18 protein-coding genes are annotated in these 23,756 nt (G+C 35.2%); 4 read left to right on the top strand and 14 right to left on the bottom strand.

Annotated elements, in window-relative coordinates:
• Nucleotides 1-21 precede the first annotated feature (21 nt).
• Together ABR854_RS23440 and porV are read left to right on the top strand one after the other, a co-directional pair.
• On the top strand, nucleotides 22-4,731 hold the full coding sequence (locus tag ABR854_RS23440) for an Ig-like domain-containing protein (protein ID WP_350268291.1): 4,710 nt from the start codon (nucleotides 22-24) through the stop codon (nucleotides 4,729-4,731).
• A 56-nt stretch (nucleotides 4,732-4,787) separates the two neighbouring features.
• Complete coding sequence (porV, locus tag ABR854_RS23435) at nucleotides 4,788-5,939, top strand: type IX secretion system outer membrane channel protein PorV (protein WP_350268290.1); 1,152 nt, start codon at nucleotides 4,788-4,790, stop codon at nucleotides 5,937-5,939.
• 132 nt (nucleotides 5,940-6,071) lie between these two features.
• Here the strand turns inward: porV and ABR854_RS23430 are convergent, their stop codons facing one another.
• From ABR854_RS23430 to ABR854_RS23380, 11 genes are all read right to left on the bottom strand, one after another.
• On the bottom strand, nucleotides 6,072-6,629 hold the full coding sequence (locus ABR854_RS23430) for an antirestriction protein ArdA (protein ID WP_350268289.1): 558 nt from the start codon (nucleotides 6,627-6,629) through the stop codon (nucleotides 6,072-6,074).
• A gap of 511 nt (nucleotides 6,630-7,140) precedes the next feature.
• Nucleotides 7,141-7,578 (bottom strand): hypothetical protein, encoded by a 438-nt coding sequence (locus tag ABR854_RS23425; protein ID WP_350268288.1) that lies wholly within the window; start codon nucleotides 7,576-7,578, stop codon nucleotides 7,141-7,143.
• Nucleotides 7,578-8,054 carry a helix-turn-helix domain-containing protein gene (locus ABR854_RS23420; RefSeq protein WP_350268287.1) on the bottom strand — a complete coding sequence of 159 codons (477 nt, stop codon included), beginning with the start codon at nucleotides 8,052-8,054 and terminating at the stop codon, nucleotides 7,578-7,580. Before ABR854_RS23420 ends, ABR854_RS23425 begins: the two co-directional genes overlap by 1 nt.
• A 5-nt stretch (nucleotides 8,055-8,059) precedes the next feature.
• A complete protein-coding gene (locus ABR854_RS23415) occupies nucleotides 8,060-8,647 on the bottom strand; it encodes a hypothetical protein (protein WP_350268286.1) in 588 nt (195 codons plus the stop codon).
• Between the two features lie 113 nt (nucleotides 8,648-8,760).
• Complete coding sequence (locus ABR854_RS23410) at nucleotides 8,761-9,732, bottom strand: GTP pyrophosphokinase (RefSeq protein WP_350268285.1); 972 nt, start codon at nucleotides 9,730-9,732, stop codon at nucleotides 8,761-8,763.
• Nucleotides 9,725-10,813 carry a nucleoid-associated protein gene (locus tag ABR854_RS23405; protein ID WP_350268284.1) on the bottom strand — a complete coding sequence of 363 codons (1,089 nt, stop codon included), beginning with the start codon at nucleotides 10,811-10,813 and terminating at the stop codon, nucleotides 9,725-9,727. The genes ABR854_RS23410 and ABR854_RS23405 overlap by 8 nt, the downstream gene beginning before the upstream one ends.
• A 31-nt stretch (nucleotides 10,814-10,844) precedes the next feature.
• Nucleotides 10,845-15,689, bottom strand: a complete 4,845-nt coding sequence (locus ABR854_RS23400) for a DEAD/DEAH box helicase (RefSeq protein WP_350268283.1) — start codon at nucleotides 15,687-15,689, stop codon at nucleotides 10,845-10,847.
• Between the two features lie 343 nt (nucleotides 15,690-16,032).
• Nucleotides 16,033-16,212: a hypothetical protein gene (locus tag ABR854_RS23395; RefSeq protein ID WP_350268282.1), complete on the bottom strand. Its 180-nt coding sequence runs from the start codon at nucleotides 16,210-16,212 to the stop codon at nucleotides 16,033-16,035.
• A gap of 26 nt (nucleotides 16,213-16,238) precedes the next feature.
• Nucleotides 16,239-18,149, bottom strand: coding sequence for a type IV secretory system conjugative DNA transfer family protein (locus ABR854_RS23390; protein WP_350268281.1), 1,911 nt, complete (start codon nucleotides 18,147-18,149; stop codon nucleotides 16,239-16,241).
• Nucleotides 18,150-18,189: 40 nt separating this feature from the next.
• Nucleotides 18,190-19,278, bottom strand: a complete 1,089-nt coding sequence (locus tag ABR854_RS23385; RefSeq protein WP_350268280.1) for a DUF5712 family protein — start codon at nucleotides 19,276-19,278, stop codon at nucleotides 18,190-18,192.
• 21 nt (nucleotides 19,279-19,299) lie between these two features.
• Entirely contained in the window at nucleotides 19,300-19,860 is a 561-nt protein-coding gene (locus tag ABR854_RS23380) for a hypothetical protein (protein WP_350268279.1), read from the bottom strand.
• 547 nt (nucleotides 19,861-20,407) lie between these two features.
• Here ABR854_RS23380 and ABR854_RS23375 point away from each other — a divergent pair.
• Together ABR854_RS23375 and ABR854_RS23370 are read left to right on the top strand one after the other, a co-directional pair.
• Nucleotides 20,408-21,127 (top strand): ParA family protein, encoded by a 720-nt coding sequence (locus ABR854_RS23375; RefSeq protein WP_350268278.1) that lies wholly within the window; start codon nucleotides 20,408-20,410, stop codon nucleotides 21,125-21,127.
• Between the two features lies 1 nt (nucleotide 21,128).
• Entirely contained in the window at nucleotides 21,129-21,488 is a 360-nt protein-coding gene (locus tag ABR854_RS23370) for a hypothetical protein (RefSeq protein WP_350268277.1), read from the top strand.
• A 178-nt stretch (nucleotides 21,489-21,666) separates the two neighbouring features.
• On the opposite strand, the gene ABR854_RS23365 is transcribed toward ABR854_RS23370, so the two are convergent.
• The 3 genes from ABR854_RS23365 to ABR854_RS23355 all read right to left on the bottom strand — a co-directional run bounded on the left by ABR854_RS23365 (nucleotide 21,667) and on the right by ABR854_RS23355 (nucleotide 23,523).
• Entirely contained in the window at nucleotides 21,667-22,479 is an 813-nt protein-coding gene (locus tag ABR854_RS23365) for a DUF932 domain-containing protein (RefSeq protein WP_350268276.1), read from the bottom strand.
• Between the two features lie 71 nt (nucleotides 22,480-22,550).
• Nucleotides 22,551-22,988 (bottom strand): hypothetical protein, encoded by a 438-nt coding sequence (locus ABR854_RS23360; protein WP_350268275.1) that lies wholly within the window; start codon nucleotides 22,986-22,988, stop codon nucleotides 22,551-22,553.
• 73 nt (nucleotides 22,989-23,061) lie between these two features.
• Entirely contained in the window at nucleotides 23,062-23,523 is a 462-nt protein-coding gene (locus ABR854_RS23355; RefSeq protein ID WP_188765006.1) for a single-stranded DNA-binding protein, read from the bottom strand.
• Nucleotides 23,524-23,756 lie beyond the last annotated feature (233 nt).

Raw genomic sequence — 23,756 nt, 5'->3', positions numbered from 1 at the left:
AGCAAATCAAATTTCAATCACATGAAAAAAAGACTATATGTTTTACTGCTTTCTTTATTTTCAGTAATTCAAACACAGGCTCAAATAACTTTCAAACTAAAAAGTGTAGTAGGGCAACAAAATCCCAGTAGCAATGGCTTGTTTAGTTATGGTACAATAAATAATGGTACTTTTCAATTATTTCCCTTTTATGGAGAAGATGGCACTGGGGCTGGGATTAATGTTTCTCAAAAGGGGTGGACATTTAGTTTAGGTCAAGAAAGTTATCCATTTTTAGCCTATGAACAATTAAATGCTGCCGAAGTAACGCCACAACCTTTTCCTCCGTTTGGAGTTTTCCTTCACCCTGGCGATTCGCCGTCTGTTGTGCGATTAGCTGTTCCAAACAATGTGCATATACTCAGTATTACGAATGCTCTGCAACGAGCCACTTTTGGCTGTGGTGATAATATTGGTTATACCATTAAAACCGATAATTTGACCATATTTCCACGAACCATCATTGCCACCTCGAATAGCCCGACCACTTATAATGTACCAGCAATTGATGTGAGTGCAGGTAGCTATATCTATTTTATTGTCGATAAAGGAGATGATGGTAGTACCTATTGCGATGATACTGCTTTGGATGTGGAAGTGACTTTGCAATACGATAAAATCGTTACGCCAATTATATCAGGTACTTTGAATTGTGATGCAACCAGTGCCACATTTGATGTTGCTTTCCAACAATCAGGTACATTAGAATTATATAGACTTGGTAATCCAAGCCCCATAGCAAGCACCAGTATTTCACAAGTAGGGAATACTTTTAACGGACAAGGAATATTCACGGGTTTAAATTTAACCGCAGGTGGCAGTTATTATGTCATTGCCAAAAATGCAGGGCAAACACAGTCAGAGCAAAGTGCAGTGATGAATGTAACACCTTGTTGTAGCAATGCCGTTGCACCAAATATCACAGTAAATAGTTTGTCTTTATGTCAAGGTGAAATTGGTACGCTTACTGCCACAGGCTGCATCAATGGAACAATTACTTGGAATAATGGATTTGTAGGGACGAGTACAACTGTTAATGAAGCGGGAACATATATGGCTACTTGTAAGGTATTGGCAACACCTCCTTGTACTGATGCAACAAGTACAGCTTCGGGAGTAGTTACCATTAACACCTTACCAACCCTTACCATTGGCGGAACAACTTGTAGTGCAGATTTACTGACTTATTCCATCAATTTTACAAGTAATGACATAATTACAAGTTCCGCAGGCACAGTTTCGGGAAATACAGTAATCAATATTCCCGCTGGATTAGATGTCCAATTGACTGCTATCAATAGTGCAGGTTGTGTGGTAACTAAAACTGTCAATTCGCCTACTTGTAATTGCCCTGTTATTAATGCACCCGTTAGTGGCGGCAATAAAAGTATTTGTCAAGGACAAACACTCCCAAGTTTAAGCGTGAGTGTTGGAACAAACGAAACATCAGATTGGTATGATGCCAATCTAATATTAGTAGCTAGTAGTACATTAAGTTACAGGCCTACTACCATTGGTACATATTATGTTCAAGCTCGAAATCTGCAAAATAGTTGTGTGAGTGCAACTCGAACACCAATAAGTTTAGCTATCAATGACTTACCAACTTTAAGCGTAGGAACAGCTATATGCTCAGCAGATTTATTGACTTACTCCGTATCTTTTACAAGTAATGGCGTAGTTACAAGCTCCGTTGGTATAGTATCAGCAGCGGCTGCCGCAGAAGGCATCGTTTCAGGTATTCCAACGGGTACAAATGTCATCTTGACTGCCTCAAGTAATTTTGGTTGTGTTACCACGCAGACAGTAAATTCACCCTCTTGTACTTGTCCAACAGTCAATGTTCCTATTAGTACGGGTGATAAAACCATTTGTGCAGGTCAAGCTATTCCTACTTTATCTGTTAGTGTTGGAAATAATGAGGTAGCGGAATGGTTTGATGCTTCAAATGGTGGAAACCTATTAGCAACGGGTGTAAATTTTACGCCCAGTTCAGAAACCTTAAACAATGGTCTTTTCTACGTTCAAGCAAGGAATACTACTAATAACTGTACGAGTAATGGAAGAATTTTGGTCAAATTAATCGTTAACTCAAATGGTGCTACTCCGACAATTTTAGCTTCTAAAAATCCTTTAATTTTAGGAGAAATAGCTACCTTGAATATTTCAAATTGCAATGGGATTATTTTTTGGAATACGGGTGAAAGTACCAGTAGTATTGCTGTAACTCCAAAAGCAAGCACTGAGTATTCAGCTACTTGCACCGCCAACGGTGGTTGTATTGGAGGAAATGGAAAAATAAGAATTGAGGTAAATGCTCCAAAAATCACAATAAAAGCTTCTCCAAATGTCGTTTGTGTAGGTGGCTCAACAACTTTAAGTATGAGTGGCTGCCCATCAAATAATATTTATTGGACTTCCCCAGAATATGGTCGTAGGAATGAAATTTCTCCAATGTATAACGGAATAGTTCAAGCGGTTTCATTCACGGGGCATTGTGTTACATCGGCGGGCGAAGCTACCGAAACTATTGGAGTAACTATCAGACAGCCACAGGATTTTCTGATAATTGCATCAAAAAATACAGTTATTTTAGGAGAATCAACGATTTTAAGTACGACTGGTTGCGATGGTGTGGTCAGTTGGCAAAATGGACAAGCGGAAGGGAATCCAATCACCGTTTGGCCTACTAATAAATATACAGAATACGTGGCAGAGTGTTTAAGTCCGAATGCTTGCGGTGGGAAAGGTAAGATTACAATCGAGGTAAAACCTCCCGTGATTCAGGCTAATGGAAAAGATGTTTGTTGGGGTTCTACGGCTACCCTTGGTCAAAGTGGCTGTTCTACGACATTTTATTGGGTGGTTTGGCACAAGGATGATTTTACAGACGCTAAACCTATTGAGAATCCTAATTCATACCCAATTACGAAGAAAACTAATTTCAGAGTTATGTGTTCAACTTCAGTTGGTGAAGGTGCTGGGGATATTACGATAAATCCAATTTCATTGCCCAACAAACCTGACATTGGCAGTGAAAAAACGACTTATTTTTTAGGCGAAACAGTAAGAATCGGTACTGGTGGCTGTAATGGTTCTATTAGATGGTCAACAGGTGAAAATGATGTAAATACCATTGAAGTAAAACCCAGAAGAAGTACAAAATACACCGTTACTTGTGTGGGGGGCTATGGTTGTACCAACTCAAACGAGATTGAAATTACAATGAAAACACCATCACCAACAGCTAAAGACCAAGCTATCTGCTACGGCGATAATGTAAAATTGGTCAGTGGCTGCATGAATGGCACGGAGGTACATTGGACAAAAAATTGGATGGATATTCCAAATAGGGTGGAAGTGCCAGAAGGATTTCAAGAAAGATTGACCGAATCAAGCACTTATGCCGTATCATGCTATGATGCTGAAACTGGCTGGAGTGAAGCGGTGGCTATCAAAGTTACTGTCAAAGTTCCAATAGCTCCGCCAACAATTACAGCCAAAGGTGTTGAAAAAGCTGAAATTATCGTCAAAGGTGAATCAATTGAATTATTGGCAAATGCTTGTAAGCGTACAGAGTGGAAAGTGGGAAGTGTTTTACTGGCGGATACGTTGAATAAAATTCAAGAAAAACCCTTACAAACAGCCACTTACTATGCTCGATGTGTTGTCGATGGTTGTTACAGCGAATGGAGTCAATTTAAGGTTTATGTAAGACCCAAAATGCCTATTGTGAGTGCCAGTTCAGACACTTTATGTGTCGGAAATTCAACAACCATTACTGCAAAAAACTGTGAAGATGGCGGTATATTGGTTTGGTTAGATAATCGAGATTTAAAAGAACGCTCATTTACAGTTTCACCAAAATCTGATAGTATTTACAAAGCTATCTGCGTAGGGTTAGACTCCTTGGTTTCTGATACCACCACCATTTTTATCAAAGTTTACCAAACTCCCCAAAAACCAGCTATTAGTGGAAATTTGATTATCCTTGAAGGTGAGAAAACCACACTAACCGCCAGTGGTTGTAATGAAAACTTACGTTGGAACACAGGAGAAGAATCGCAAAGCATTGTAGTAAGACCAGAGAAAAATACGATTTACTCGGCTACTTGTGGCATTTGGCAGTGTATTTCTGACACGTCATCAGTAAAAGTTCGAGTAAGACCTCGCCCGATTGAGATTGAAACGGCTAACAGCATTCGAGGGTACTTCATCGCCGATACACTTTGTTTGAATAAGCAATTAATCCTATCTACTCTTACTCAATGTAATGGTACAATTGTCTGGTCAAACGGTCAAAGTAGTGAAAAGATTGAGGTAACAGGCACAAAGGTTGAAACACAAAAATATAGTTTGTACTGCATCAATGCCGATAATGAAAAATCCGATGAATCAACAGCAAGCATCACAGTCTTAGATTATAACATCAGCGAGGCAATAACCTATCCAAATCCGACTTCGGGGAAATTATACATCAAATCGAAAGGCTGCATTGATGGGGTAAAATTGATTCTTTACAGCCAACGTGGAGAAGTTCTCTATGAAGGTGGTGGACAAGAACGCTATTTAGATAGCATCGTACTCGACTTATTTAATTTACCATCCGAGACCTACATTTTGTATATCGTTGGTACAGATGGGAATAAACCAGTTATCTTGAAAAAACGCATTGTAAAAGTAAATAACTAAAACATTCACTCATTCCTTGTCAGTCAAACTGGCAAGGAATTAAAACATAAAATCAGATGAAAAATGTAACAATGATTGGCTTACTATTTCTAACAAGTCTTCAAAGTATGGCACAAGCCTACACACCAGTCAATGAGAACCGAATCTTGGTTGGTGCTTTTCCTTTTCAAAACTTTACTTACGATGCCCGAAGTGCAGGACTGGGCGAAGCAGGCATTGCTATTTCTCCCGATGCCAATAGTACATTGATGAACCCTGCAAAACTGGTATTTCTAAATCAAGATAGCACCAAAAAGAAGAAAAACATAGGTGTTTCACTCCATTATACGCCATATTATAGAAATTTGATTAGTGGAATGAATTTATACGCTTTAAATCTATTTAAAGCCAAAGAAAAGGCAGCCTTTGGACTTGGTGCAAAATATTTTGATGCTGGAAATGTAGCAATCTATGGTGATAACCGAGCGTTTATCAAAAACTTCCAATCAAAAGAGTTTTCAATCAATGGTTTTTATAGCTTCAAACTTCGCCACAACAATAGCCTTTCCGTTGGTTTGAAGTATATTTATTCCAACTTATCGGCTCGTTCAATCACCCAAAACATGACCACAAAACCAGTCTATGCTATTGCTGGAGATTTATATTTTTACCACGATGGCAGAAATACAAAAAAGCGTTGGTTAAATTATGGTGTGTCACTATCAAATATTGGCGGTAAAGTGTCTTATGGCGATTATAACAAGCGGACTTTTCAACCAACTTTACTAAAAATTGGGGCGGCTCAAAACTTTATTTTTGGGAAAAAGCAAAATGTATTGATGTTTACTGTCGATGCTAATAAGCTACTTGTACCAACGCCATCAGTTCGTAATAGCAACAATGAAATTATTACAGGGCGAAATGAAGAAAGTATTTCAGGAATTGGCACAATTTTTCAATCTTGGGGTACTGCACCTGATGGCTTTCGTGAAACCATGAGAGAAATTACTTTTTCATTCGGTACAGAGTTTCGGTTTCGAGAGTCCCTTTATGCTCGTGCGGGCTATTATACTCAGAATAAGCGAAAGGGAGATATACACTACTTCACGCTTGGTTTAGGTGGAAAGTTTAAGGTTTTTGGACTTGATTTAGTTTATTTGATTCCAAATAAACTAAATAAGGTCTTGTCGAATACCTTCCGAATTTCTTTGAATTATTCTCTTTTTTAAGAGTTTATTTGGTTTTTCATTTTTAAAAATAGCCCTGCTTATGTATGGCTATTTTTTTTGATACTATTTGTGCGACATAATCTTAACAAATTTTTGATAGCCATTTCACAAAAAAGGGGTTTCCCCCTAATTCTATCTTCGGAAAACATGACCACCATGCTCAACAAAATCGTTGATGAATAAGTCATTTGCATAAGCTTTATAGTCGAAATAATATTGTAGATGTTCTGGTATCTCATTTAGAATCCCTTGCTCTTCAATATACTTATAGGCAAATTCAACTTCTGTTCCTTCTGAGCCATCGTAATAGCCTTGATACTCGTCGCTAAACTCTTGCATCAATTCTTCAAAATCAGTATCCTTATTGATGTCTTTATCTCCAATAAATAAGCCCAGTGCTTCGATGGTTTCGTCTTCCATATCCTTTATGGCTTCAATGTAATCGAATAATTTATCGCTTACAGAGCATTCCGAAATCAACTTTTCAGGGATATTTTCATAGTCTTGAAACATAAACTCTGCATCGTCTTCATCGCAATGCAGCTCTTTGCAATACTCAAAGAAAGAATCTTTTGTATCGTAAATTTCTAAATCAACCCATTCGCCTGCGATAGAGCCGTTACGGTGGCCGCTGCCATTGTATTTAGCGTAAGTACCAACATAAATTTGAGGTGTTTGTGAAGTTTTCATTGTAAAAAATGATTAAAATTAAGTAGCCCAGCACTCGCACGAGCAATCGCCGATTCCAACACGAGAATAGAATGACAGGGCAACCGCCCGTAGCGACGGTCACCCCTCGATTGCAAGCCCATTTGATGGTTTACGGTGCGTTGGGTTTTGTGAAAATCTAAAAAAACAAATGACGTAGTGAAGGCTTGCGGTTGTCAGGCTATTTCTCGTAATTTTCGATGCACAGTGTGAAAAAATGTGCGTGGGGAAAACGTAATAATGACCGCTTCCCGCTGGAGCATGGGTGAAAAGGCTCTTTGACAGTTTGCTTTTCTGCAAGCTGGTAATGTGCCTTTTGTGTGGGTCAGTTCAGTGATTTATGAATTAGGGAGGGAGTAAATTTTATTTATGTGGTAAACTGAGTGCCAATCGTTTGACAGATGAATAAGGTTTACAGTGTTATTTTCAGAAAAAAAACTCTCCAAGATAGAAGCTGTGGAGAGTTTTTGTCAAATTAATATCAAAATAATAATTAGTCAAAAGATACTATTTCTGGTAGTAATGATGTAACATCAAACGGCGGAAAAATATATTGACTAAAAGGCGTATTTTCTGTTTTAGCATGAAGTACACCTCTCAATGTACCTACTGTAAGCATCGCCAAATGTACTCCCAAATCTTTAGGTAGCACAATTCTTTCAGAATCTGGCACTTGTAGTTTAGCCCAATCTTCTGAAACAATGAAAAAGTGGCAAGCAACTGCAATTATCAAAAAAGGACTACTATCAGGGTGTTGAAAACGTGCTAATTTTCGCACATAAATTCGTTTGTTTTCCTTGTCAATTCCAAAATTCAATTCGTGTTGAATTTGAGCGGCTTCTCCAATTTTATGTGTTTCGGGAATGATGGCAAACTGCTCTGTTGCAATTTGATTGATTCCAAAACTGATTAATTCATTTGTATTTTCCATTAGGCTGCCATTGCATAAGATGTATTTCCTGCCTGAACTTGGTGTGTTTGGCTCGTATCAGTTATTTTTTTGGTTGTATTGATTATATAACCGCCATCATTTGTCGGAATATATGAAGTTATAGCATCAAATGAGGTGTCAGCTTTCACTACATAAGTTTGTTTAAGGTCTATCAATTGAATTTTTAGTGCATTTTCCAACTGAGCGATTGTTTCAAGCGTAAGGTTTTCGCCACCTTTCACAATTCTATTGATTCGTGGCGGTGTGCAATCCATGAGGTCAGCCAATTCTTTTTGGGAACAGGGGTATTGCCCAGCCAAACGGTTTTGGCGTAATGTGGCAAGTATTTTGATGGCAATTTTAGCCGAACGGTCGAGCCATTCTTTGTTCTCTTGACGCATTTCGGCTTTTTGTTGCCAAGTAGTATCTTGCGTAGCTAATTTGTCTAAAATTTCGGAGGCTGTTAGAGGGTTCATGTGTGTTAAATTTCGAGATAAACAAAATCGAAGTCTGAATTGTTCGTAAAATAATTTCTTTTTAATTCACTTGCTACATTCTGTAATTTATCTAATTCTTGTTGGGTGTGTAGGCGGTCTTGCATTTTACCTGTAAGTTTAATTGCACCGCCTGTTATGATATAAGTATCTTCTATTTTGATGGCATAAATACGTAACCAACTACTTTTTGTTGTTCCGTATGCTTTGTAGGCAGCATCAAATTTTGAATTAAACGTCCCATCTTTTAGTAGATGTACGAAAAGCCTATCCAAATTATTTTCATTTTGTGTAGTATTTCTTTTAGCAAGGTCCAAAATTCGCTTCTCTATTTTTTCTGCATGGTCAAGTGTTACGTCAATTGCTTCATCTACCGAAATAGTTCTATCAAAAACTGTCTGCCAAAAATCATTTTGTAAATCTAAAATATTTTCATGGAAGAAATCGAAAAGGTACTCAATATCGTTCCAATCATCGAATAACTGCTCAAAAGCGTGTGGTGTATCTTCTTCAAATTGAACAGAAAAAAGTTTTTCACGTACTTTTTTAAGTGCAAAAATAGTGCTAATCCTCATAAAATAAACATATAAATTTATTTATTTAACAAAAGTACAAACTTTAAGGCTTTCTACTTAAATTTTTGAAAATATTTTATGCAGTAAATGGTAATATTATTAGCTTTTTCATTTTAATTTCGACTGACTCCAAATGTTAAATATAACTCATCTAACTGTTGGCTCATTAATGGCCATTTATTTACAAATGAATGTCTATGATTAAAAAAGAGATACACAACTAACAAAAAAACAGGTTGTGTTGGAAGATAATTTTTTGGTTTTTTAATCGCATAGTCAATAGATACTCTATTTTTTTGATAAATTTCTTTTATTGCATCAATTGAAATATCGTAATCATCTAAAAAATTAAAAAAAATCTCAGTTAGCTCTCTATCAAGGGTTTCATTCTTAAAATTAGGGTCTATTGTCTTATATATGTTGATTAATTCAAGCGTAAAATTATGAACCTTACGAGTTTCATCTGCAATCATTTCAAATATTGAACAAAAATAATCATCAGTAGCTTCCATTAATGCCATTGATTTTGATAGCTTCCGAGCTATTTCTTTGTCCTTTTTAAAAGGTCCTTTATAGGTGCTATCATGACTTATTTCAGAATAAGCATGTTGCAAAAGGGTTCTTAGTTGTATTTCACAAGTTAAATCTTTTATATCATGTGTATAGCCGTTTTGTTCTTTTGGATGTACAACTACGTGAATTGACTGATAACCAAACTTTTCAGGGTCTTTTTCTGATATTTCATCATATTTCTTGGTAATCTTTGCAACCCATAAATCCGATTCTAACACTAAATCTGAAGCTTTTTTTACATCAATTGAAAAAAGAAATACCACTCTCGTACCTATTTTATCTTCAATTTCAGTTAGTGGACGGACGTATGGTTTTTCACGCCACAAAGCCTTTGATATATATGACCTCTCTTCTTTTATTCTAAATGATGGTTTGATTTTAACTTTATAATTATCTACTAAGTTTTTCAAGACAATATTTGAAAGTGATTCATCGACAAATTTTCCCCACTTTTTTAAATCGGGTTCAAGTGCCTTAAAATCAGCTAATACTTTGTCTTCTATTTCACTCATTATGATATGGTTTGCCTGCTATTTTTAGAATAGTATAAGTTGTACTTTCAATATCATTTTGACTTAAATCTGATAAATTAGTAACAACAACAACAGAATCGTTGAATTTTTGTTCTGGGCCTGAAATTGTAATGTTATTTTTAAATCTCATGCTCCTTTTTTCTAATCTCGCTTTTATTAATATAGTATCCTTAGAAAATGTAGAAGGAAGATTATCAACAACCTCTGTTTTAAAAATATCTAAGAGATATTCATCACTGAATAGTGTTGTTGCAAATTTTGTAGGCTGTATTAATGGGTTCTTATCTACTAAAAAAAAGTTTTTTAGATAACTCAAATACTGTGATTTTTCAACATAACCATTTATATGTTTTTTTATAAATTCGTCGGTTTTATCATAAAGCCGTTGGGTTTGAATCTTGTCATTTTCATCAATAGAAAATCCTAAAAAGTCTTTATAAAAGTAGGCTGCTGGGGTTAATTCTGCTCTAAATTGACTATCAAACAACAACCCTATGTAATTTTTGGCATCAATTTTACCATCTAAAACATCAATATCCTTCTCAATAATTACACCAATCTTGAATAATTTTTGAGCTGGGCTTAAAAATACTTTTTCCAATACTTCTATTACTGATTGATTATTTGCATTTGAATGTTTTAATGCTTCTTGAAGCTCCGCTTTTATAACGATTGCAATACTTTTTTTAGTAATATCATTATATCCATCAATTACTAATAAGTATGCCCCTGATAAACCCATTTTTTTTTGATTTTCAGCTAATAACTCTGCAATATCTACACTTATTTTAACAAAATCTTTCTCAGAAGCTTTATTTAATTTTGTTGCGTAATCAAAGAATGTTCCATCGGAGGTTTCTTTAATACCCATTATAAATGCGTTACTTTCTTTGCCTGCTGCCGAAATAATTCTTTTAAAAAGTATTTCTTCGGCTTTATTATCTAAGTTGATGATTTGGCTTTCTGGCTCTACTGTTGCAGAAGGCTGAGAAGGTACTCTTTCTATAATTCTATGAACTATTAATCTCTTTATTTTCAAAAACTGTATTCCTAAATCCATAATATATTAATTAAAGTTGTTTTCTAATTTCTCAAAATTTAACCTTCGGCAAACCTTTAACAATTTCAACGGTTTGCACAGAAACGTTTATAATACTCAATAATAAATCTAAAATATATCTTGGATTACCGACTTCATCTGCCCAATCGTTCGGGTCGTTTTTGATTTGGCTTTCTTTGTGGGTTGTAATGGCGTAACGCTCCATTATCCATTCAATGGCAGATTTGCCGTTTACTACATATTCATAGGCTTCGGCAGGAATGTTTTCTACTGTGATTTTGCTATTGAAAAGTATCTTGCTTTTGTCTTCTTTGCTTTGGAAACGCATTTTTTCAACTTTGAAAAAACTGCTTTCAGCTCCTTTGATAATTACCCCTTCGGCTGGGGCAACTGCTTCGTAATTTATATGTAAATCTGCTAATTTGCGACCTGCTTTACTGAATGCCCAAAAGTCTTTCATTTCATCTACTAATGGCAAACGTGGTAACATTTTTTTAAGGTCTGCCGCAAATATTTCTCTATACTCAGGGCTATGCAGAAAGCCATAAACATAGTAAAAAATATCTTCTTTGCTTACATTTTTACCATAAGACCTTTGTGCTTGTTGCAAGATAAAATCAGAAACACCATCACGTCGAATGTATTTATCTTTATTTTCCTCAAATAAACTTACTTGCTTTTTTTCATTTTCTTCATAATAATATAATGGGAAACACTGACCATTAAATTGCAATTGTACATCTGGAATACAATCTGTAATTATGGTTGAAAAATCTTTGCTCCCACCAATTCCCGAAAGACTTATGATAACATTCTTAGAGTCAGAACTTGGGAAAAAAGAATCCATTCTTGAAACAACATTATTAAATTCTCTACTAAAATATAAATGTTGCTTGAAAAATGGGCGATAAAACCCAACTCTTAAATTCTGAATATCAAACTTTTTTTCTTTTCCATTATTAGCTTCTGCTAAAAAAGCACGAGTCCAGTTAATTTTTAAATCGTCATATTCTACAAAATCTTCAATTTTTAATTTTTCATGTTTAACCCGCTCTTCTAAAAAAAATATAGTTTGTTGATTATAAAAATTTATTGACTTTGATACATTATGGCTTAAAATATCAATATTTGAATTATAACACCACGTATCACGAGAAGTTTCTAAACCCCTACAATATAACCCATTAACAAAAAATGTTTTTTTCTCATCCTTAATTCCTAATGGTATGAAAGTTTCAAAAACACTATTCCTAACACTAATCCAATCACCATGTTCATTAGGTGAAAGTATTTGCCAATCTATTTTTTCATTATTTACCGATTTGAATTTTGTAATAATATTTAGTTTATCTTCTCGGCTTAGATAATCCCCAATATCGTGATAATGAATAACCGCTTTATCGGTTTTAAAATTTTGATTTTTAACTAAAAAAGTAATAGCAATGGGCGTTCTTGAACCTGAGCCAAATATTTTTCCACCTTCTTTTCTCGAAAGTTCGCCACTGGTTCGCTGATTTCCTCTTAAATTAAAAACATAAATAGCTGTAAACTCTTTTTCTAAACATTTGCGAAAGCCTTCTGTACTATTTCCATCTATCCAAGCTCCATTTGAAACGAAGGCTATCATTCCACCATGTTCTTTGTCTAAACGGTCTGTACTCCATCTAAATGCCTTTATATAAGAATCATATAGTGAGTTTTTATTTGTTGCTTGTGTTTCTACTGCATAAGTCTTTGCTATTCGGCTATCTAATTTCTCATAGCTTTGATTTTGTGCGTTATCATTGGCTGATTTTTGACCAACTGAATAAGGAGGATTTCCCATTATAACACGCAAAGGGGCTTTCTTTTGAGCAATTACACGGTCGGAGTTCTGCGGAAACATTTCAGAAAACATTTTTTCACTGGCATCTGATTCGCCTAATTGGAAAGTATCTGTTAAACAAATACCCTCAAAAGGTTTGTATTCGGCAGCGTTTAAAATATCGTGGTATGTATTTTCGATATTGATGGCAGCTATGTAATAAGCTAATAAAACTATCTCGTTAGCATGGAGTTCTTGGGTATATTTTCGTTCTAAGTCCTCTTTTTTGATTAAACCACTTTGTAACAATCGGGTCATAAATGTACCTGTGCCTGTAAATGGGTCGAGAATATGAATATTTTCATCAGAGATTGAACGACCAAATTCTTTTTTCAGAATATCATCAATTGAATGAATCATAAAATCTACGACTTCGACTGGCGTATAAACAATACCCAATTTTTCAACCATTTTTGGAAATGCTGACTTGAAAAACTTATCGTACAATTCAACAATTATTTTCTGTTTACCTTCTGCATTATCAATACCACCAGCACGATTTTTTACCGATTCGTAAAATTTTTGTAGTGTTTCGGTGTCTTTATCAAACGATTGGTCTTCCAATAAATCAAGCATTGTTTGCATCGAAACCGAAATCGGGTTATTCTTTACAAACGAATAACCTTCAAAAAGTGCTTCAAAAACTGGCTTGGTTATGATATGCTGCGAAAGCATTTCAACGGCTTCTTCCTGCGAAATTGAGGGATTGATATTTTTTTGTAAACCACTTAAAAAATTAGCAAAAGCTTGATTATGTTTGGTGTCTTCATTAATCAAGCGATTGATACGCTCAATATAGCGTTCTGCAATTTGTGCCACATCTTTTGCCCATTGCTCCCAATAACGGCGGTCGCCGACTTTCGTAACCATTCGAGCAAAAACAACACTTTGCAATTGCTCAAACTGTATTGCCATTTGTCGGTTTAATTCGGTATTGGCTTGGCTATTGGCTGAATTATCATCACTATTACCATAATCTGGTCTGCCTACCAAAATTTGGTCAGGGCGTTTTTTGTTGAGTTCTAATTTATTTACAGTTGCATTAAAACGGTCGTCATGGGCCCGAAGGGCATTTAAAACAGTCCAAACAACTCTATAACGGTCGTTATCATCGAGAGCTTTATCGGCTTCAACATTTGAAGGAATCACCACAGGAATAATAATATAACCATATTTTTTGCCAGGGGATTTTCGCATCACACGCCCAACCGATTGCACCACATCAACTTGTGAATTTCGAGCCGATAAAAACAAAACAGCATCTAACGATGGAACATCCACCCCTTCGCTCAGGCATCGGGCATTGGTCAAAACTCTACATTCTCTTGGGTCTTCGGGCGTATTTTTCAACCATGCCAATTCTCGATAACGGTCTGTTACGGACATTGCACCATCAACGTGCTTAGAAGCGATTGATACTAATTGCTCACGTTTTTCGGCTGGTAATGAATCGGAATAAGTATCACGAGTATCATTGAAAATGCTTGTTATTTTCTTTGATTCTTTGATATTTTGGCAAAAAGCTACGGCTCTTCGCATTGGTTCGGGGTCGGTTTCTTTTAATAATCCAGCATCACCCAAAATCTGTTTTGATAGAGCATTGATACAACCAATTAGCTTTGAAGCATCATCAGTATTGATTTCGTTACTATCATCAGCTATCATTTGCTGAATGGCAAGTGGCATATCGCTTTCGCTCAATGTCAATACAAGTACCTTATAATCAGACAATAAACCTTCTTCAACTGCTTTTCCAAAACCTATTCTATAAATTTCTTCACCATAAACTGCCACATCGTCCATCGAACAAAGTTCTGCGTCTGCCTGTGCTGCTCTCGATTTGGCGTTATCATCAAAAAGCCTTGGTGTGGCAGTCATGTAAACTCTTTTCTTTGCTTTCAAAAAGTCATTATCGTGGACTTTTACAAAAGCAGATTCGTCACCACCAGAAAGTGTTACGCCTGTGGTTCGGTGGGCTTCATCACAGATAATTAAATCAAAAATTCCAAACGGATTTTCTTTATCTTTTGCGATTAAACCCTTTTGTGCATTTGAAATTACTTCGATTGACTGATAGGTAGAAAAAACAACCGTCATTCCCTTGTTTGGCGATTGCTTTAAATATTCAAATTGGCGTAAAATATTTGTTACGCTCGTTGATGCTGGCAAAGCTAAATCGGTAGTACCTGTATTATCACCATCATCATTTTTCTTACTAACACCTGAATCCGAACATATACAAATCGCATTTATTGGCTCATTGGCTTCGGCTGTCCATTCTCTCAATGTTTGACCTAATAAAGCAATAGATGGAACTAAAAACAAAATTAAACCTTTGCCGTTGGTTTCATTTTCAGCGATTTTTAAAGAAGTAAATGTTTTGCCTGTTCCACAGGCCATAATTAATTTACCTCTATCTGCGGTTTTAAAATGGTCTTTTGTAGCATTTATTGCTTGTAATTGGTGTGTACGAGGGCTTTTTCTTGCTAATCTTGCTTTCTCACCAAATACACCATTTTCAAGCTTTTCCCAATCAACTGGAGCTTGTTCTAAATCATAAAGACTTAAACGAGATACTAGCGGACTTTGGTTTTTGATAGCTTCCTGTGCATTTGCTCCCCAATAATTGGTGGTCGAAATCCAAAGACGATGTGCAAAACTAACCTTACTATTATTTTCATCAGTAAAAGTTCGACTGGATGTTGAAAGAAAAGAATCAACTTCGGGTTTATCAATTACGGCGTTTTCTTGATAACATTTGCACTGAATCGCCCAATAATCACCCTCATTTGTCAGTGCAACTAAATCAATACCTGTATCTTTTCCACCAAAATCTTTACGAGCTGGGAAATCATTCCATAACCAAACAGATTTGAATTTATAAGCGTAGTTAGGGTCAGTTTGAAGAAAAGCCTTCATTGTTCTTTCAAACTTATCTCCTTTATCACGTTCGGAGAATGCAGCTTTACGAAGATTATTAAGTACAGTTTGAAAAGTTGTTTTTTCGTTCATGGTTTTGTTACGCTGTAATTTCTATTAAGTAGCAATTACGCCAATTATTGAACACAAAGCAATACGACCAATAAAGAAATAATCGGGTGGGGTGCGTAGTCAAAAGGCGTGCCTAACCTAAATGTGCGATGGAAAAGCCTAATATCTGTGTGCGGTTGCGATTCCTTTGCAGGAAGGAACGACCGATAAGGAATGGCAGTAAGCCTGTGCAGAGCCTCCAACAGACTTTAGGCTGTGCGGAAAGGTATTTAGTGTTAGGCAAAGTCTTGTGCGGCTGGTGGGTGGGACTATAATGATACCTTATACTCGGTTGCATAAAATGCAACATCACGAATGAACACAATCAATCATATTTTCCTGTATAATTTCCTTTTTCTTCCACTTCTTTGTAATAGCCTTTTGATGCTTTATTTGAGCTACCTACAAAAATCTCTATGAAAAAGGCGAGAATCTTCATTGCAATAGCAAAAATCATCAAAACTGCGTAGAAAATAAATTTTAAGATTTTAAGAAAAGTGTTCATGAAATTTGGTGGTTTTAGGTATAAATTTACGAAATTCTAAGCATTTTTTTACAATCTTCGGCAATTTTATTCATCATTACTTCGATGTCAACAGGCTGATTAAAACTCGGTATAGGCTTGCTATGTGTTTGAAATGAACCATCTTTTTTATATTCCCCATTCATGCCATCAATAGTTTTAAAAATCTCTCTTATGACTTTCATTTTAAATGTAGGAATGATAGTACCAACCTTAATGTCGCTTGGCTCAATGGCTCTTATGCCTACAATCTCGCCCGCTTGAAGATTCAAAACATCTTGGGGTTTTACAGCACGCTTTTCAATTTCTGAAAAATTATTTCCTATTGAATTATTGGTTGAGTTTAACCCCTTTGAACTATGACTCTGATTTTCACTTTTAGTAACTAATTTAGTTTCGCCAATCATCCTTGAAATATACTCTGCCGTTGAAAATACCGTTGTGCGTGTAAAAAACTGATAGTTTAAATTAGCTAATAGCGATTCAGCTTCGGGTTTTCCATATTTATCTTCGATTTGTGTTAAATTTTGTGCCATGAATACTACTGAAAGTTTATTGCTTCGGCAAGTGGCTGGTACATTTGATAATCGAGGAATGTTGATTTGGGCGGCTTCATCGAGCAAGCAAAAAGAATGGTGTTTACCTTGCTCATTCATTTGTTTGAGTGCTACCGAAAATATCAATGAAATAATCGGAGAAAGTGCTGCCGCAATATGATTATCAGTTCCTACACAAATGACCTTTGGATGCTTAGGGTCGTTGATATTCAAATCAAAATCATCGCCCGATAAAACGTAAGTCAAATTTGGGTCGTTCAAAGTGGCAAAATCAATTTGTAATGAACTCACAACGCCCGATAATTGATTACCTGCTCGTTCATCACGGGCTGTCAAGACCGAACGAATAATTTTGGCACATTCATCGTCAGTTTCCAACATTGCCATTGTATCTCGGTAAGAAAAGCCCGTAATGATGCTCACCAAGTGCGGAATCGTGCAGTATGCAGGATGATGTTTTTTCAAAAACCAAATAATGGCAGTCAAAAAAGCAGTAGAAGATTTTACCCAAAAATCAGATTTTTGATTAGACTCTGTGTTAAAATTTACGACTAATGCCTTAGCAAACTCAGTGGCATAAATCTGACTTTTCAAGTATTTTGGATTCAAAGGGTTGAAGCGGTGCGATTTACTAATATCTGAAAAACTGACTACAAAAAAAGTAGGCTGTAATTCACCTTTATTCGATTCTTTCTTGGCTGAAAAATGCAGATAAGCAATATCAGATAAAGTAGGGAATTTGTAATCATAGATGATTCCTGCATAATTTTTTCGTGCAAACTGTTCGATGAATGGCTCGGCAGTTGAAACAGTCTTACCACCACCATTTGAGCCAATAACCAAAATTCCACGAAATGGATTGGTGATGTTTACTTGTTTTTGATTATCTCCTTTCAGATGTAAAGAATAGTTGGTTTCATTCTTTTTTCGGTCAGTCTGCACTCTTTCAATTTCTTTTTCAGGAAAATACGAGAAAAGAAAGCCAAGTGTAACAATCGCTACATAAATAAAAAGTGTTAAAAACGAGAATGGTAGATAGATAATAAATAACCCTAATGTCGCACACAAAACATAGGTGATTATTATATATTTACGGTGCTTTTCATTCAAAACTTTTCTTGGAGTAAAGCCATATCGTTCGGCAAGTGATTGTTTTCGGCTTATATAAAAGAATAGCCAAAGTAAAGAAAATGCCATTAATCGAACTAAAAAACCATAGTAATTATAGTACGTAGCATAGCGAACTAAAAACCATTGGGGCATATTTTCTGCTTTTATCCAATAGCGAATAAAGGCTTCACCAAAGATAAAAGTCATTAAAATTGAAACAATAGTCCATGTTAATAATTTTTCTTTTTTCATAATTTTTGTATTAAAATGAAAATATCTTATACAAGAAAGTTTATAAAGACAAGTCTTGATTTAAATTGCGTTTCTTTTTTCGTTTTGCAGAAGGGTTTATTTGATTTTTACTAAATTCGTCTGTGCTTAGATGCTCAAAAATGCTCTGAAAACTTTTAAATTCAGCCATGAATGATTTGTTTGTTGATGGTAGCTCTAAATCAGTTTGGATTTTAAAAGGCGTGGTATTTTCCAATAATTTCATTTGCTCAGATGAAATTGGAATATTCTTTTGCTGCTGTTGGCTATTCTTAGAACTTTTATTTGCCCTTACTTCTTTTATAACCATACCTAAATTTTTCCGAAAATCAGTGCTATTGTTTTTGATTTTTGCAATGTTTCTGATTTCAGTAATTTGCTTGTCTGTGATACCCAACTTCTCCAATAGATGTAATTTCTTTTCAGTCCAAAGAATAAAATAGGCAGTTTTATCTTTGGATTTAGGTATTTCTTTGGGGTCAGGTTTAAAATCAAATTGTTGGTTAAACTGTCGTTGATTGGCTTCAAACCAAGTTGTCATTTTGAATTTTTGTTTATTAGATGTATTTGGATTTAGCGTAATTTTCTGCTCCTTATCTCGTGCTGAAACTACTACATGAATATGTGTCTGTAAACCTTCTTTCAAATCGCCCGATTTCTTTTCACCGTTCAAAACTTCTACATCTGTACCTTTGTAGGCTCTGTTTTGGTGAATGGTAGCATACCAAACTAAATCTTTTTCAGAAAGCTTTCTGCCTGTATTTAACGGAGTACCGCCCAGATTGAAATTAGCTGCATATTTTTCCATACAAGCGATAGTAAATGCCTTCATTTTTGAATGGTCATTGCCTATATGCTCCAACTCTTTTGCTGACGGAGCAATGACCAGCGAATGAAATTTATCATCTTTTTGGGTCAAGCCTTTTACATTATTATCAATGGCTTCCAACATTTGTTTTTTATCAAAATCGCCCAAAGAATTAAAGAAAATACCTTTTTCTTCGTTCGTTGATGGTTCTTTATTGAGATAATTACCCAATCGAGCGGCACTACTTTTATTGTCATAAACTATGTTGCCATGCTTGGTAGGGTTAATTATTTTTGAATACATAGATTCGATATTTCTTTATTTTTATTCCTCTAAATGTTTGAAAGCTTCTTTATAAAATAAATCAAGCCTTGCCTTAATGGCTTCAACTTCATCTTTAGTCATATCTAATGTTTCAAAGAAAAGTGTGGTAAATGATACCAAATACGCTAAAGTCTGCCTCGAAATTTGCTTGTTTTCGTTGATTAACTTATCGGTTTCTCTTTTCTTTAATTCTGCCAAAACAGTATTAATAGGCATAATATGTTGGCGTTCTTGCACCTGTAAAAAAGAGAAAATCTGATTTCGTAAACGCACAACCTGATTGGCTAAACTATCTGAATCATCAAAAAAACGTGGGTCTATTTTGTGTTTAATGAAGTAGCTTAAAGCAGTTTCGGTAAACATTTTCATTGTCAATTTCTCTACTTTTTTTGTTAGTCTGCCATTAACGAAGACCGATTTTAGATGAGTTTTATCTTTTTCTGAGAGTGTTGGAATGATAGCATCGCCATTGATTTTGTTTAAATTTTCAACGGTTACTCTTACATTTTTGACAATTTCTTCATCAATCTTAATTTTGGCTATTCGCACTTCTTTTTCCATATTTTTGTATATCGGGGTACTTTATACTGTTTTAATTCATTGATAATCAATGACTTGCATTTACTTTGGGGTACTTTGTTTTTTATAATCCTCTGATTATAAATGAATTAGCTCTGCTAATCTCACCCTTCTTGCTAAACCTTATTCTGCGTAGTATTAACGAAGTTTTGAATGTGAATATTTTCAAATAAAATAAATAAATATATAAAATGAATTATATCTTTGTGTCAGAATTACAGAAATAGGATAAAACAGAAAGGCAGATTTACGGTAAAACATATATACGGTAAAACAGAAAAATAGAAATACTGGAAAGCAGAAGTACAGAAATACAAGAATACAGAAATACAAAAATACAAGAATACAGAAAAGCAGAAGTACAGAAATAGATTACGCACCCCGCTCATGACAGAAAAACAGTATTACAAAAAATCAGAAATACAAGTATACAGAAATACATAATCACAGAAATACAGAATCACAGATACCTGTTCAATACAGAATTGCTAAAAAACAGAAATAGTATAAATTTTAAAACAATCAATCAATGACAACACAAACAAGAAACAACAACAGTTCTCTGTCCGCTCGAATTATTTCAGTAGCAAATCAAAAGGGTGGCGTTGGGAAAACCACGATTACAGCTCTATTGGCAAATATTTTGGGAAGCACTTATCAAAAGAAAGTTTTGGTAATTGATGCCGATTTACAAGCAACAATTGCTATGACACGAGTAGCTGATTATGAGAAAAAGGACGAAGGTTTTGTTTTTCCCTACGAAATCATCAGTATTGAAGAAACCGATACATTGCACGAATTGGTGCAAGAAAACCAAAATTTATTCGATTTTATATTCATTGATGCTCCACGATTGACTAACAAAGACGACATTATCAAAGATGCCATCAATATTTTTGCTCCCTGCGATAGTATCTTAATTCCGACCCAAAGCAGTAGTTTTTCTACGGATTCAATGTTTCAATTTCTACCTGTAATTAAAGAAATTGAAAAACAACGAACGGATTTAGACCTTGATTTTTACTTTTACGCCTTTTTGAATCAATCTCGTTCGACCAATAATGACAAAGAGGTGTTGGAGTTGATGAAACAAAACGAAGAAGTACCATTTTTTGACACTCCTTTATCCATGCTCGAAGTGTTTGTTATCAAAGATTCTTACACGTCGATTTTTGATAAAAAGGGCGGTAAAGAGAAGTTTGAGCCTTTTTTCAAGGAATTTATTGAGAAATTTAAGATTGAACTATGATATGGAAAATCAGAAAGGTAAGCCAATGACAATGGAAGAAAAACAGCAGCTCATGCGTGAACGCTTGGGTAGAAATATTGGTAAAATGTACGATAAACCTGTTGAAATTACAACCAATGAAACTTTGGAAGTAGCAACACTGAAGCCTGTCGATAAACCCAATAAAGTAGTCAAGGGGAAAGAAAAAGTACTTGAAGCGACTGACAAAGTTTGGAGGATTGAATTAAAAATTGCTTCGGTCAAACTGCTCTACAAACTTGAAATAATATCAAAAATGAAAGGTAAGTCTAAGCAACAATACTTTTTAGGACTCTTGGAAAAGGATTTAGCTGCTAATGCCGACCTGTTTAAGAACATCTAAGATGAATTGATTTCAGTGAACAATTAGTAAATAGGACTATGCCATTCCAAAAACTTTAAAATAACGATTGGGCGAAGCCCAAAATTTTTTTGGACAAATTGGATTTGTGTCATTTAGGTAAAAAGTACAAGGAAATTAAAATTAGGGTTGTAAGCATTTGCACCTGCAACCCTAATTTTTAGGCATTTATTAACTCCGTACAGAATTTAAAAGCAGTTTGATTGAGTTCGTTTGACGAACCAAACGGATTGCCAAAGGTGGCATTTTTTGTGTTTTTAATGTGGGTAGTGTAGTGCGTGATGCCATTAAAAAGTCCAAAAGCATTATCACCCAAATCGGCACATTCTCTGTCAATTGAAGAATTGAGATTAGTTATAATATTTCTTTTTCGGGTCGATAATTCATTGCCGAGTTTTTCTTCGTCATTCATTCGGGTTAATCGCTCAACCAAAGCATCTTTGATGGAATCATCAATTTTTACCCAAGAAAGTTGCTCCATTTTTTCAAATAATTGGGTGCGTTGCTTCATAAACATATCAAAGTATTGTACTAAACCATCAATGCGGAGACTGTTATTTTTAGTGTGGTTTACTTGGAGTTGACGAAAATTTCTTGAAAAACGGTTGGAACATCTGACCATAATATTACTATTTCCAATAAAAAAGCCCGTTGAACCATCAAAACTATTGCCTATCATCAAATAATCTTTAAACTCATGCCCGCAAACCTGCATTGTGTCGGTACATTTGAGAAATGATAAAACCTTTTTTCCTCCATCCACATCGTAATAATTTTCAATCGGAAAACCTGTAATAGCGTGTAGTTTTTCGGTTACTTCAATAAATTTTTCGTTGTGTGTAGGGGTGTAACTGGATTTGGCAATGTTTAATAATTGCCCATTATCGTTGCGAAAAATACCTTTATAGCCTAAAACTTGCTTATTGTTGGCAAAAATCGGTTTTTCTATAATATCCCATTGTAAAGATTCCATTGAGTTAAATTTTAAGTTTAAATGATTGATTTGAAGAAAGCCCAACCCTAAAATTGGGCTTTCTTTGTTTGTTAGATAGTGAAATTAACAATTTCGGTTTCTAAGGCTTTGAGGTGGGTTTTGCCTGTTTTTACCAAATTATTGATAAAATCCAAAATCATGGCTACATTCTGAATTTGAATGTTTTTGTTTGTTCCCACATTTGAAATGGTCATAATCAAACCTTCATCACCGTAATCTTTTGAAAAATCCTCGAACTCGCCTACTCGTTCTTTGGCTTTGTTGAATTGTTCTTTCATTTTCAAGCCTTCATCTAAGCGGTCAAAAACTGCATTGGCTGATTTTAATTCAATTACTTGAAGCTGTGTAGAAACTTCAATTGGCTTTTGTTCTTCGGTAACAATCGGCTCTGTACCATTGATTTTACCTTTGTCGGTTGCTGTTTCTGCTTTCGCTACTGGTGTACTGTTACTGTTGTTTTTTGCTGGGGTGTTTACTGGATTGCTCATTTTGTTTTTGATTTAATTGGTTTGATAAGCCCATTAAAAGGGGGGCTTTTCCCTTATATTGAATAATTGAAAATTAGAATGGTAAATCACCTTCATTTTTACCTGCTTCAAAAGCAACATTGCTTTCTTTGGTTTCTCCAAGTAAAGGTTTTTTCTTGTTTCCTTTGGGGTCTTGTTTAGCTTCTTGCTCTGCCTTTGCTTCAACTTCTTCTCTGCGTTTGCCCAATAATTCAATGCGGTCAACTCTGATTTTTACAGATGTTCGGGCGTTGCCGTCTTTGTCTTCCCATTTTTCAGTTCTGATTTTTCCTTCGATGCAAATACGGTCTCCTTTTTTAATAATCGTTTCAGCTACGTTGGCTAAATTGCCCCAAACTTCCAAGCGATGCCATTCCGTTTGCTCTACTTTTGTGCCGTCTTTCTTGGTATAATTTTCATTCGTTGCCAAAGAAAAAGTAGCTACTTTTGAACCACTATCAAGGGTCTTAACTTCGGGTGTACCGCCCACATTTCCGATTAAAATTGTTTTGTTCATTGCTGTATAAATTAAAGATAAAAATGAATGTTTTAATGAGATAATATGCTGATTGTTAGCTCATTATCTCCTTGTTTGATAGTATAAAGATACGGCAGAAATGGTGTTTTTTGAAGTAAATGAGATAGAATCGACAAACAAGATTCATCCTTTTTTCCCCTTAACAAAAACTCTTTTAGGTATAAAAAAGCCCTCCAAAAACTTAACTTTGAAGGGCATAATTAAACACAATA

It is taken from the genome of Emticicia sp. W12TSBA100-4, from assembly GCF_040253585.1.
Classification (GTDB): domain Bacteria; phylum Bacteroidota; class Bacteroidia; order Cytophagales; family Spirosomataceae; genus Emticicia.
Note: the sequence above shows the minus strand (reverse complement) of the source record. Positions and strands in the feature narration are given on the sequence as shown.

Bases quoted from the DNA above. Each gene is read 5' to 3' on its own strand.
- ABR854_RS23440 (WP_350268291.1), top strand. From the start codon at position 22: ATGAAAAAAAGACTATATGTTTTACTGCTTTCTTTATTTTCAGTAATT.
- porV (WP_350268290.1), top strand. From the start codon at position 4,788: ATGAAAAATGTAACAATGATTGGCTTACTATTTCTAACAAGTCTTCAA.
- ABR854_RS23430 (WP_350268289.1), bottom strand. From the start codon at position 6,629: ATGAAAACTTCACAAACACCTCAAATTTATGTTGGTACTTACGCTAAA.
- ABR854_RS23425 (WP_350268288.1), bottom strand. From the start codon at position 7,578: ATGGAAAATACAAATGAATTAATCAGTTTTGGAATCAATCAAATTGCA.
- ABR854_RS23420 (WP_350268287.1), bottom strand. From the start codon at position 8,054: ATGAACCCTCTAACAGCCTCCGAAATTTTAGACAAATTAGCTACGCAA.
- ABR854_RS23415 (WP_350268286.1), bottom strand. From the start codon at position 8,647: ATGAGGATTAGCACTATTTTTGCACTTAAAAAAGTACGTGAAAAACTT.
- ABR854_RS23410 (WP_350268285.1), bottom strand. From the start codon at position 9,732: ATGAGTGAAATAGAAGACAAAGTATTAGCTGATTTTAAGGCACTTGAA.
- ABR854_RS23405 (WP_350268284.1), bottom strand. From the start codon at position 10,813: ATGGATTTAGGAATACAGTTTTTGAAAATAAAGAGATTAATAGTTCAT.
- ABR854_RS23400 (WP_350268283.1), bottom strand. From the start codon at position 15,689: ATGAACGAAAAAACAACTTTTCAAACTGTACTTAATAATCTTCGTAAA.
- ABR854_RS23395 (WP_350268282.1), bottom strand. From the start codon at position 16,212: ATGAACACTTTTCTTAAAATCTTAAAATTTATTTTCTACGCAGTTTTG.
- ABR854_RS23390 (WP_350268281.1), bottom strand. From the start codon at position 18,149: ATGAAAAAAGAAAAATTATTAACATGGACTATTGTTTCAATTTTAATG.
- ABR854_RS23385 (WP_350268280.1), bottom strand. From the start codon at position 19,278: ATGTATTCAAAAATAATTAACCCTACCAAGCATGGCAACATAGTTTAT.
- ABR854_RS23380 (WP_350268279.1), bottom strand. From the start codon at position 19,860: ATGGAAAAAGAAGTGCGAATAGCCAAAATTAAGATTGATGAAGAAATT.
- ABR854_RS23375 (WP_350268278.1), top strand. From the start codon at position 20,408: ATGACAACACAAACAAGAAACAACAACAGTTCTCTGTCCGCTCGAATT.
- ABR854_RS23370 (WP_350268277.1), top strand. From the start codon at position 21,129: ATGGAAAATCAGAAAGGTAAGCCAATGACAATGGAAGAAAAACAGCAG.
- ABR854_RS23365 (WP_350268276.1), bottom strand. From the start codon at position 22,479: ATGGAATCTTTACAATGGGATATTATAGAAAAACCGATTTTTGCCAAC.
- ABR854_RS23360 (WP_350268275.1), bottom strand. From the start codon at position 22,988: ATGAGCAATCCAGTAAACACCCCAGCAAAAAACAACAGTAACAGTACA.
- ABR854_RS23355 (WP_188765006.1), bottom strand. From the start codon at position 23,523: ATGAACAAAACAATTTTAATCGGAAATGTGGGCGGTACACCCGAAGTT.